Annotated in this window: 9 protein-coding genes; all 9 read left to right on the top strand. The window is 70.2% G+C overall.

The genetic code is table 11. The features are described 5' to 3' along the window. The first annotated feature begins 301 nt into the window (after nt 1-301). The 9 genes from ACE3P2_RS17040 (at nt 302) to ccmE (ending at nt 11,167) form a co-directional block, all read left to right on the top strand. On the top strand, nt 302-3,883 hold the full coding sequence (locus ACE3P2_RS17040; RefSeq protein ID WP_374266654.1) for an indolepyruvate ferredoxin oxidoreductase family protein: 3,582 nt from the start codon (nt 302-304) through the stop codon (nt 3,881-3,883). 730 nt (nt 3,884-4,613) lie between these two features. Beyond that, entirely contained in the window at nt 4,614-5,390 is a 777-nt protein-coding gene (locus ACE3P2_RS17045; protein ID WP_374266742.1) for a trans-aconitate 2-methyltransferase, read from the top strand. Nucleotides 5,391-5,486: 96 nt separating this feature from the next. Continuing rightward, on the top strand, nt 5,487-6,179 hold the full coding sequence (locus tag ACE3P2_RS17050) for a hypothetical protein (protein ID WP_374266656.1): 693 nt from the start codon (nt 5,487-5,489) through the stop codon (nt 6,177-6,179). A gap of 122 nt (nt 6,180-6,301) precedes the next feature. Then, nucleotides 6,302-8,383 carry a PAS domain-containing methyl-accepting chemotaxis protein gene (locus ACE3P2_RS17055; protein WP_374266658.1) on the top strand — a complete coding sequence of 694 codons (2,082 nt, stop codon included), beginning with the start codon at nt 6,302-6,304 and terminating at the stop codon, nt 8,381-8,383. Between the two features lie 83 nt (nt 8,384-8,466). Then, the gene (gene ccmA, locus ACE3P2_RS17060) at nt 8,467-9,090 is read left to right on the top strand and encodes a cytochrome c biogenesis heme-transporting ATPase CcmA (RefSeq protein ID WP_374266660.1); all 624 of its coding nucleotides are present in this window, start codon (nt 8,467-8,469) and stop codon (nt 9,088-9,090) included. Then, complete coding sequence (ccmB, locus tag ACE3P2_RS17065) at nt 9,087-9,752, top strand: heme exporter protein CcmB (RefSeq protein WP_374266662.1); 666 nt, start codon at nt 9,087-9,089, stop codon at nt 9,750-9,752. Before ccmA ends, ccmB begins: the two co-directional genes overlap by 4 nt. Nucleotides 9,753-9,778: 26 nt before the next feature. Beyond that, a complete protein-coding gene (ccmC, locus tag ACE3P2_RS17070; protein WP_374266663.1) occupies nt 9,779-10,528 on the top strand; it encodes a heme ABC transporter permease CcmC in 750 nt (249 codons plus the stop codon). Further along, complete coding sequence (ccmD, locus tag ACE3P2_RS17075; RefSeq protein WP_374266665.1) at nt 10,525-10,707, top strand: heme exporter protein CcmD; 183 nt, start codon at nt 10,525-10,527, stop codon at nt 10,705-10,707. The genes ccmC and ccmD overlap by 4 nt, the downstream gene beginning before the upstream one ends. A gap of 19 nt (nt 10,708-10,726) precedes the next feature. Further along, the gene (gene ccmE / locus ACE3P2_RS17080) at nt 10,727-11,167 is read left to right on the top strand and encodes a cytochrome c maturation protein CcmE (RefSeq protein WP_374266667.1); all 441 of its coding nucleotides are present in this window, start codon (nt 10,727-10,729) and stop codon (nt 11,165-11,167) included. Nucleotides 11,168-11,285 lie beyond the last annotated feature (118 nt).

The raw sequence follows: 11,285 nt of genomic DNA on the forward strand, positions 1-11,285 counted from the left end.
CAGGTGGGCGCGCTCGTCGTCGCGGCCGGGCCCGAAGGCGAGGCGCCCCAGCACCAGCGCGTCGGACACCGTTTCGGCCGGCGGCGCGGAACGGCGGCCGGTTTTCAGTTGCGCCATCGTCATCCTCCAGGCATCGCATCGCGGCGGATGATAGCCCGCGCGGTTTGCAGCGGGCTTGCAGACGCCCGGAACCGACACCGCCGTTTCGTATCCAATCGTTAAGATCCGCCCCGGAACCGGGCGTGGCCCACGAAGCCGCGCACCTCCCGCAGTCGCACCCCGATTTTGCGAGGATTCCACCATGGCCGAGCAGGACCCGTTGCGCGCCCCCGTCGGCGCCAGCCTCGACGACAAATACACTGCCGCCGGACGCGTCTACCTCACCGGCTACCAGGCGCTGGTGCGCCTGCTGCTGATCCAGCGCGAACGCGACCGGGCCGCCGGGCTCAACACCGCCGGCTTCATTTCGGGCTATCGCGGCTCGCCGCTGGGCGGGCTCGACCTGAGCCTCTGGAAGGCCCGCCAGCACCTCGAAAACCACGACATCGTCTTTCAGCCCGGCATCAACGAGGACATGGCCGCCACCGCCGTGTGGGGCAGCCAGCAGGTGGCCTTGTCGCCGCGGGCGCGGGTGCAGGGCGTGTTCGCGATGTGGTACGGCAAGGGGCCGGGCGTCGATCGCTGCGGCGACGTCTTCCGCCACGCCAACGCCGCCGGCAGCGGGCGCTTCGGCGGTGTGCTGGCGATCGCCGGCGACGACCACGCGGCCAAGTCGTCCACCCTGCCCCACCAGACCGACCACTTCTTCAAGTCGATGATGATGCCGGTGCTGGCCCCCGCCGGGGTGCAGGAATACCTCGACTTCGGCGTGCATGGCTGGGCCCTGTCGCGCTATTCGGGCTGCTGGGTGGCCTTCAAGGCGCTGGCCGACACGGTGGAAACCTCGGCCTCGGTGGACGTGGACCCGCAGCGGGTCGTGACGGTGATGCCCACCGACTTCGCCCTGCCGCCGGACGGGCTCAACATCCGTTGGCCCGACCCACCCCTGGTGCAGGAAAAACGCCTGCTCCACTTCAAGCTCTACGCCGCCCTGGCCTACTGCCGGGCCAACGGCCTGAACCGCGTGGTCATCGATTCGCCGACGCCCCGGCTCGGCATCATCACCAGCGGCAAGAGCTACCTCGACGTTCGCCAGGCCTTCGACGACCTGGGCATCGACGAGGCGCTCGCCGCCGAGATCGGCATCCGGCTCTACAAGGTGGGCATGGTGTGGCCGCTCGAAGCCGAAGGCGTGCGCCGCTTCGCCGAGGGGCTGGACGAGATCCTAGTCGTCGAGGAAAAGCGCCAGCTCATCGAGTACCAGCTCAAGGAAGAGCTCTACAACTGGCGCGAGGACGTGCGCCCGCGGGTGATCGGCAAGTTTGACGAAAAGGGCGAATGGGCGCTGATCGCTGCCGCCGGACCGGACGGACGGCGCACCGTGGACCACGGCGACTGGCTGCTGCCGGCCGCCGGCGAGCTCTCGCCGGCGCTGATCGCGCGGGTGATCGCAGCGCGCATCGGGCGCTTCTTCACCTCGGCCCGCATCGAGACGCGGCTGGCCTTCCTCACCGCCAAGGACCACACCCTCGCTCACCGGGTGTTCGCCATCGACCGGGTGCCCACCTTCTGTCCCGGCTGCCCCCACAACACCTCCACCCAGGTGCCCGACGGCAGCCGCGCCACCGCCGGCATCGGCTGCCACTACATGGCCAGCTTCATGCCCGACCGGCGCACCGGCGCCTTCACCCACATGGGCGGCGAAGGCGTGCCGTGGGTCGGCCAGGCGCCCTTCACCGACGAGCCGCACATCTTCGCCAACCTGGGCGACGGCACCTATTTCCACTCCGGCATCCTGGCGATCCGCCAGGCGGTGGCGGCCTTCAACCGCGCGCCCCACGGCCGTCAGCCCACCCGCGGCATCACCTACAAGATTCTCTTCAACGACGCGGTGGCGATGACCGGCGGCCAGCCGGTGGATGGCGAGCTCACCGTGCCCAGGCTGATCCGCCAGCTCCAGGCCGAAGGCGTGGGCAGCATCGTCCTCGTCACCGACGGCACCGACCGCCCGTGGCACGTGGCCGACATCCCCCACGGCGTGTCCATCCGCCACCGGGACGAACTGGACGTGATCCAGCGCGAACTGCGCACCCTGCCCGGCGTGTCGGCGCTGGTGTTCGACCAGACCTGCGCCGCCGAAAAGCGCCGCCGCCGCAAACGCGGCACCTACCCCGACCCGCAGACCCGCGTCTTCATCAACGAGGCGGTGTGCGAGGGCTGCGGCGACTGCGGGCGCGAATCCAACTGCATGGCGATCCTGCCGGTCGAGACCGAGTTCGGCCGCAAGCGGCAGATCGACCAGTCGGCCTGCAACAAGGATTTCTCGTGCATGAACGGCTTCTGCCCGAGCTTCGTGACCATCGAGGGCGGGCGGGTGCGACGCGGCAAGAGCGCCGAGGTGGACGCCAGCCGCATCAAGGCGCCGCCGCCCCCGACCCTGCCCGCCACCGCCGACCCCTGGAACATCCTCGTCACCGGCGTCGGCGGCACGGGTGTCGTCACCATCGGTGCGCTGATCGGCATGGCCGCCCACCTGGACGGCAAGGGCGTCACCGTGCTCGACATGACCGGCCTGGCCCAGAAGGGCGGCTCGGTGTTCAGCCACATCCGCATCGCCGACCGGCCCGAACATCTCCACGCGGTGCGCATCGCGGTGGGCGAGGCCAACGCGGTGATCGGCGGCGACGTGGTCGTCACCGCCAGCACCGACGCCCTGTCGCGGATGGCGGTGGGCACCACCCACGGGGTCGTCAATTGCAGCGAAACGCCCACCTCGGAATTCACCCGCAACCCCGACTGGCAGTTTCCCCTCGACAAGATGCAGGCCGCCATCGTCGAGGCGGTCGGCAGCGACGCCTGCCGCTTCCTCGACGCCCACGCGCTGGCCACCGCGCTCATGGGCGACGCCATCGCCACCAACCTGTTCCTGCTCGGTTTTGCCTGGCAGAAGGGCTGGGTGCCGGTGAGCGAAGCCAGCCTCGACAAGGCGATCGACCTCAACGGGGCCGCGGTGGAGATGAACCGCCAGGCCTTCCTGTGGGGCCGCCGCGCGGCGGTGGACCTGACCGGCGTGCAGCGCCTGGTCAACCCGGCGCCGGTCATCCCGATCCGCCCGGCCACTGGCGCGGACGCCCTGGACGCCCGCATCGCCCGCCGCGCAGCCTTCCTCACCGACTACCAGGACGCCGCCTACGCAAAGCGCTACACCGATTTCGTCGCCCGCGTACGCGCTGCCGAGGCGCCCTTCGGCGGCCAGCGCCTCACCGAGGCGGTGGCCGACAACCACTTCAAGCTGCTCGCCTGCAAGGACGAGTACGAAGTGGCCCGCCTGTTCGCCGACCCGGCCTTCTGGGCGCAGATCGACGCGCGCTTCGAGGGCGATTTCACGGTGAACTTCCACCTCGCGCCGACCTTCCTGGCGCGGCCCGACCCGGCCTCCGGGCGCATCCGCAAGCTGAAGTTCGGGCCGTGGATGAAGACCGCGTTCCGCTGGCTCGCCAAGCTGCGCCGCCTGCGCGGCACGCCCCTCGACGTGTTCGGCTACCACCCGGAACGCCGCGCCGAACGGGCCCTCACCGCCCAGTACGAGGCCGACATCGGCAAGCTCATCGGCGAACTCGACGCCGGCCGGATCGGCCTCGCCACCGAGCTCGCCCGCCTGCCCGAAGACATCCGCGGCTACGGCCACGTCAAGGCCGGCGCGATGAAGCGGGCCGCGGAAAAGCGTGAGGCGCTGCTGACGAAGTGGCGCGAAGCGGGCAAGCGGCCGGCCCACGTGGCGTGAGAGGGGGCGGCGGACGGCGCCGGTGGGTCTCCCGTAGGTCAGGGCCGCCGGTCATCCCCTCCGACTCCGCTCGAAGCCATCGGAGCCCGTCGGCGACAGCTTGCGGTCTGACGGCAAGCCGGGCGGGGCCTTCGCCGTCGGGCTACGCAGTTAGAATCCGCCCCTCGCTTCACCCCGCGCGACGCTCACGCGCGTCTCCGGGCGTGAGCGCCCTATCCGGGAGATGCTCGCGAGCCTCTCCTGGAGTGTGCTGCCCTATCGGAAAGACTCTCGCGTGCCTCTCGCGGACAGGCCTGGTCTATCCGGGAGAGGCACGGGTTGCCTCTTTTTGACGCTCGCGAGCCTCTCCGGGAGTGCGCTGTCCTATCGGAAAGATGCTCGCGTGCCTCTCGTGGACAGGCTTGGTCTATCCGCGAGAGGGACGGGTTGCCTCTTTTTGACGCTCGCGAGCCACTCCGGGAGTGTGCAGCCCTATCGGAAAGATGCTCGCGTGCCTCTCGCAGACAGGCTTGGTCTATCCGGGAGAGGGACGGCTTGCCTCTTTTTGACGCTCGCGAGCCACTCCGGGAGTGCGCCGCCCTATCCGGAGACGCTCGCGAGGGGCTCGCCGACTGGCGCGGGCAGCTCGCCGGTGGTCGTGGGGGTGTCGGCTGGCGGCGCGACGGTGTCCGCCCCCGTCCGACGCGACACGCTAAACTGGCGCCCCATGCGCCGCCCGCTCCCCTTCGTCCTGCCGCCCGCCCTCAAGGCCTTGCTCGCCCAGCTGGCCGGCCTCGCCGTGGCCTTCGGCGTCGGGCGCAGCGGCGTGCTGCCGGCGGGCATCTGGCCGCTGGTGGCGGTGCAGGCGCTGGCCGCCGCCGGGGCCGCCACGCTGCTCAAAAGCGCCCGCTGGTGGCGCTGGATTCACCTGGGTTTCACGCCCCTGGTGGCCGGGGCGCTGCTGCTGGGGATCGCGCCGGGCTGGTATCTGGCGGCCTTCGTGGTGTTTGCGCTGATCTACTGGAGCAGCTTCCGCACCCAGGTGCCCCTGTTCCTGTCCAACCCGCAGGTCGCCGAGGCCGTCGCCGGGCTGCTGCCGCGGGAGCTGCCGCCACGGGTCATCGACCTGGGCAGCGGCACCGGCTCGCTGCTGCGCCCGCTGGCGCGCCTGCGCCCCGACTGCCGCTGCGAAGGGGTCGAGTCGGCCCCCGCGCCCTACCTGCTGTCGCGCCTGCTGGCTCGCCGCCAACCCAACATCGCCCTGGCGCGGGGCGATTTCTGGAAGATCGACTGGTCGGACTACGACCTAGTGTACGCCTTCCTCTCGCCGGTGCCGATGCCCGCGGTGTGGCGCAAGGCCTGCGCCGAGCTGCGCCCCGGCGCCGTGCTGGTGAGCAACAGTTTTCCGGTCGAGGATGTCGAGCCGGAACGCATCGTCACCCTCGACGACCGGCGCGGCACGCGACTCTACTGCTACCTGCCGGCCGGCCCCAAGCCTTTGGCGAAAAAAGGAATTGGCAACCGATAAGCGGCCTTTTCCGCCCTCAATTCCATCGCTCCCCGTGCCGTTAGTGCGGCAATAATGGCGTCATCGCGCCGTGCGTTCAGCGAGAGGAATTCGACCATGTCCCGGATCATCTGCATCATCGGCAACAAGGGCGGCACCGGCAAGACGACCCTGTCCCACATGCTGTGCCAGGGGCTCGGCCTGCTCGGCCAGCGCTCCGCCTGCGTGCTCACCGACACCCACCGGGAGCCCCTGTCGCCCGACGGCCGCCGCTACGTGACCGCCGACGCCCGCACCCCCGAGGCGCTGACCAAGATCGTCGGCAAGCTGCGCACGATGCAGGGCTGGGTCGGCGTCGTCGATGGCGGCGGCAACCGCGCCGAGGTGGATCGCACCCTCGACGGCCTCGCCGACGTGGTCATCCTGCCCTTCCGCGACTCCCACGAAGACCTGCGCACCGTGCTGGGCGACCTGCAGCAGTTTCCCCACGCCTACGCCCTGCCGTCCCAATGGCCCACCAACGCCTGGCAGCGCGACGCGGCCGACCGCAACGTGGCGCAGCTGCTCGGCGACTACCGCGATCGCCTGCTCAACCCGGTCGTCAGCCTCTCCGCATCCAAGCTGCTGCTGCAGAAGCACATCCCGGACGGCCTTCCATCCAACCTCGCCAACGCCTGCCGGGCGCTCGCGCGGCAGGTGATGGAGGTGGTCGAGATCGGCGACACCGACGGCGCGCACGCCGTATCCGGCACCGACGCCCCCGTGCGTGCGTCCGGCCCGACCGGCTACGAAGCGGCAGCCCACCCCTGACAGCACGGCCACCGGGCGCCGACGACCGCAAAAAAAACCCTACTCACCCCTGGAGAATTCCCCCCGCCACGCCGAAAACAATCCATCGAGCCGCCAATTCGAGCCGGCCGGGGGGATTTTCGATGCGAACCAATCAACCGATCACCAGCAACGAACACGTTTTCGGCGACGACGTCGCGATCATCTCCCACACCGACGCCGAGGGACGGATCACCTTCGTCAATGACGACTTCGTCGCCGTCAGCGGCTTCGACGTGGACGAACTGATCGGCGAACACCACAACATCGTCCGCCACCCGGACATGCCCGAAGGCGCCTTCCGCGACCTGTGGGCCACCCTGCGGCGCGGCCGGCCCTGGTCGGGGCTGGTCAAGAACCGCTGCAAGAACGGCGACTTCTACTGGGTGCGCGCCTCGGTCACGCCCAAGCCCGACGGTGGCTTCATGTCGGTACGGGTCAAGCCCGGCGCCGCCGAAGTGCGGGCCGCCGACGCCCTGTACCGGCGCATGAAGGCCGACCCCACGCTTCGCCTGCGCGAAGGCCGGCTGCGGCGCAGCGGCCCCGCCGGACTGGCCGACCGCGCCCTGGCGCTGATCGACGACATGCCGATCGGCCGCCGCCTGCTCGGCGTGATGCTGATCGTGATGATCCTGCTGGCCGGCACGCTGGTGGACAGTCAGCGCTCGGCCAGCCAGATCGAGGCCCGCTACCACGCCCACATCAGCCGCGACGTGGCGCGCCGGGTGGATTTCTACGGCCTCTACGCCCAGGGGCTGCAGATGGGGCAGGCACTGCGCAACGCGATGCTCGACCCGACCAACCCGAAGGCCTACGAAAACTACCAGAGAGCCGCCCGCAGCTTCGACGACATCGTCGGCAAGGCCCGCGGCCTCGACGAGCAAGCCTTCAAGTCCGGCCTGCCCGACCGCATCCAGCAACTGCGCAACGAGCAGAAAGCCATCCACGACACGCTGTTCGCCCTGGTCAAGGCCGGCCAGGCCGACGACGCCCGCGCGGCCCTCAACAAGGACGAAACACCCAAGTGGCGGGCCATGCGCGACCTGCTGCTGGCCGAGATCCAGCGCCTCGACGACGCCTCGCCACGCCTGCTCGAAGCGCTCAGCGCCGAATCCGACGCCGCCCGCCAGCGCAGCCTGGCCTTCGGGCTCGGCGCCATCGTGCTCGGGCTGGCCCTCGGCGCCGGGCTGCTCGCCCGCACCGCCCATCAGGCCGAACACGCCAAGACCACCGTGGCGGCCGTCGCCGGCGGCAACCTGACCCTCGCGATCCAGCCCGGCAGCAGCGACGAGATCGGCGAAATCCTCACCCACGTCGCCATGCTGCGCAACCGCCTGCACGAGGCGATCAGCCTGATCCAGCAAAGCGCCCGCACCCTCGCCGACTGCAGCGGCCGGCTCGCCCAGGCCAGCGACGCCACCGTGCGGGCCACCGCCCAGCAATCGGCTACCCTGGTCAGCGTCGCGGCCACCGTCGAGCAGCTCTCCGCCGGCGCCGCCACGATGAGCGACGACGCCCACGCCGCGATGGAAGCCACCCAGCGCTCCGTGAGCACCACCCGCGACAGCGCCGCGATCAGCCGCGGCGCCGCCGAACGCATTGGCAGCGCCGCCACCCTGGTGGCCAACACCGAGGGGCGCATCGCCGAGCTGTCGCAAATGTCCGGCGAGATCGGCCGCGTCACCCAGGTCATCCGCGAGATCGCCGACCAGACCAACCTGCTCGCCCTCAACGCCGCCATCGAAGCCGCCCGGGCCGGCGAGCAGGGCCGCGGCTTCGCGGTGGTGGCCGACGAGGTGCGCAAGCTGGCCGAACGCACCGGCCAGTCCACCCAGGAAATCTCCACCGTGATCCAGCGCATCCAGGCGATCAGCGGCGCGGTGGCCGGCGACATGGCCACCAGCAGCCGCGAAGTGGGCGACGGCGCACGCAACGCCCTGCACGCCGGCGACGTGGCGGCCTCGGTCGAAACCGAAGCGGTCGCCGCCGGGCTCGCCGTCGAACGCATCAACGCCGCCCTCGCGGAAAGCAGCAGCGCCACCCGCGACATCGCCCGACGCATGGAAGAGGTGGCCAACGACGCCCGCAGCGACGCCGAGATCGCCCGCCACTCCGCCGACGAAGCCCGCGAGATCGGCCGCCTCGCCGAAAAGCTCAACGCCCTGGCAGCGCAGTTCCACGCCTGACGGCCGGACATCGGCCACGCAGGCGTTTACCCACCCCGGGCGGTCGGGCAGAATGCGCGCGACTCCGACTTTCTGCCCCGCCGATGCTCACTGCCCACGGCCTAGCCTGCGACCGCGGCGACCGCCGACTCTTCTCCGCCGTGGATCTGTCCCTGGCCCCCGGCCAATGGCTGCAGGTCGAAGGCCCCAACGGCGTGGGCAAGACCAGCCTGCTGCGCATCCTCGCCGGGCTCGCCCCCGCGGCAGCCGGGCACATCGCATGGGAAGGCCGCCCGGTGGCCGAGGTGCGCGACGACTTCAACGCCCGCCTGCTTTACCTCGGCCACGCGCCGACCATCAAGGACGACCTCTCGGCCCTCGAGAACCTGCAGGGCGCCGCCGCCATCGCCGGCCGCCCGCTCGACGAATCCACCGCCCTCGCGGCGCTGCGCCGCATCGGCCTGAAGGGTCGTGAAGACCTGCCGACCCGGGTGCTCTCGCAGGGCCAGAAGCGCCGCGTCGCCCTGGCCCGCCTGCTGTGCAGCCAGGCCCGCCTGTGGATCCTCGACGAGCCTTTCGTGGCGCTGGACGTGGCCGCCGTCGCCCAGCTGTGCGAGATCCTCGACGAACACCTGGCCCGCGGCGGGCTGCTGATCTTCACCAGCCACCAGGCGGTCCACCTCGGCGGCGACGGCAGCAGCCTGCAACTGGCCGGAGCTGCCCGATGAACGCCTTCGTCGCCATCGTCCGCCGCGACCTGCTGCTCGCCGCCCGGCGCAAGAGCGAGGTGCTCACCGCGCTGTTCTTCTTCATGATCGTGGTGAGCATGTTCCCCCTCGGCATCGGGCCCGAGACGGCGCTGCTGCGGCGCATCGCCCCCGGCGTGCTATGGGTGGCGGCACTGCTGGCGGCGATGCTGTCCCTCAACCGCCTGTTCGCCGCCGACCACGCCGACGGCACGCTCGAGCAGATGGCCCTGTCGCCCACCCCGCTGGCCCTGCTGGTGGGCGGCAAGGTGCTCGCCCACTGGCTCACCGCCGGGCTGCCGCTGGTGCTGCTGGCGCCGGTGCTGGGCTTGCAGTTCGACCTCTCGGCGCGGGCGCTGGGCATCCTGATGCTGTCGCTGCTGCTGGGCACCCCGCTGCTGTCGCTGATCGGCGCGATCGGCGCGGCGCTCACCCTGGGCCTGCGCGGCGGCGGCGTGCTGCTGTCGCTGCTGGTGCTGCCGCTGTATATTCCCGCCCTGATCTTCGGCGCCGGCGCCGTCGAGGCCGACATGGCCGGGCTCGGCGCCGCCGGGCACCTGTCCCTGCTCGGCGCCCTGCTGGCGCTGGGCGCCTTCTTCGCCCCGTGGGCCGCCACCGCGGCGCTGCGGATCGCGCTCGAATAGCGTCGCCACCCTTTCGGATTCACGCCATGAGTCAGCGTCTCATCAACTGGTTCAAGTTCGCCTCGCCGGCCAGCTTCTACCCCCTCGCGGGCAAGGCCTGGCCCTGGTTCGCCGCACTCGCCACGGCCTTTTGCGCGGCCGGGCTGTGGATCGGCTTCTTCGTCGCCCCCACCGATTTCCAGCAGGGCGAGGGCTACCGGATCATCTTCATCCACGTTCCGGCCTCGTGGATGTCGATGTTCATCTACTGCGTGATGGCCTTCTGGGCCGCCATCGGCATCACCTTCAACACCCGCCTGTCGGGCATGATGAGCTCGGCCCTGGCCCCCACCGGCGCGCTGTTCGCCTTCCTGTCGCTGTGGACCGGCGCCCTGTGGGGCAAGCCCATGTGGGGCGCCTGGTGGGTGTGGGACGCGCGGCTCACCTCCGAGCTGATCCTGTTCTTCCTCTACCTGGGCTACATCGCCCTCACCGCCGCCATCGACGATCCGCGCCGGGCCGACAAGGCAGGTGCCATCGTGGCGCTGGTGGGCGTGGTCAATGTGCCGATCATCTATTTCTCGGTGAAGTGGTGGAACACCCTGCACCAGGGCGCGTCGGTGTCGATGACCAAGGCCCCGACCATGGCCACCACCATGCTGTGGGGCATGCTGCTGATGGCACTGGCCTTCTGGATGTACAGCATCGCCATCGCGCTCTACCGGGTGCGGGCGATCATCCTCGAACGGGAACGCCACACCACGTGGGTCGCCGAACTGCCGGAGATGCAACGATGAACTGGGGCAGCACCAGCGAATTCTTCGCGATGGGGGGCTACGGCCTCTACGTGTGGGGCAGCTTCGGCGTCACCGCCGCGGCCCTGCTGGTCGAGGCCCTGCTTGCCCGCAAGCGTTTTTCCGACACCCGCCGGGCCTTGCGCCGGGAACTGGCGGCCGACCGGGGCAGTCAAGACTGAACCTTTCCAGGACCACGCCATGAAACCACGTCACAAACGCCTCGCCATCATCGTCGGCGGCCTGGCGGCCCTCGGGATCGCCGCCGCCCTGGTCCTCAACGCCTTCCAGAGCAACCTGGTGTTCTTCTTCACGCCAACCCAGGTGGCGGCGGGCGAAGCGCCCAAAGGCCGCGCCTTCCGCATCGGCGGACTGGTGAAGGAAGGCAGCCTGCAGCGCACCGACATCACCGCCCGTTTCGTCGTGACCGACACCGCCAAGGAAATCCCGGTGAGCTACACCGGCATCCTGCCGGACCTGTTCTCGGAGGGCAAAGGCGTGGTCGCCCAGGGCACGCTCGCGGCCGACGGCCAATTCACCGCCACCGAGGTGCTGGCCAAGCACGACGAAAACTACATGCCGCCGGAAGCGAAGGCTGCCGTCGATCAGGCCCACGAGGCATCACGGACCTTGAAGCAGTGACAAGAACCGTGAGGAGCGAGGCGTCAGGAGCCCTTTCCTTCAGCCTTGTGCGCTCCCGACTCGTCTGATCACCACGCCACGCCTCAGCCCATACTCCTATCTCCTCACTAGAAAAACC

Origin of the sequence: Zoogloea sp., from assembly GCF_041911615.1 — a bacterium.
Lineage (GTDB): Bacteria > Pseudomonadota > Gammaproteobacteria > Burkholderiales > Rhodocyclaceae > Zoogloea.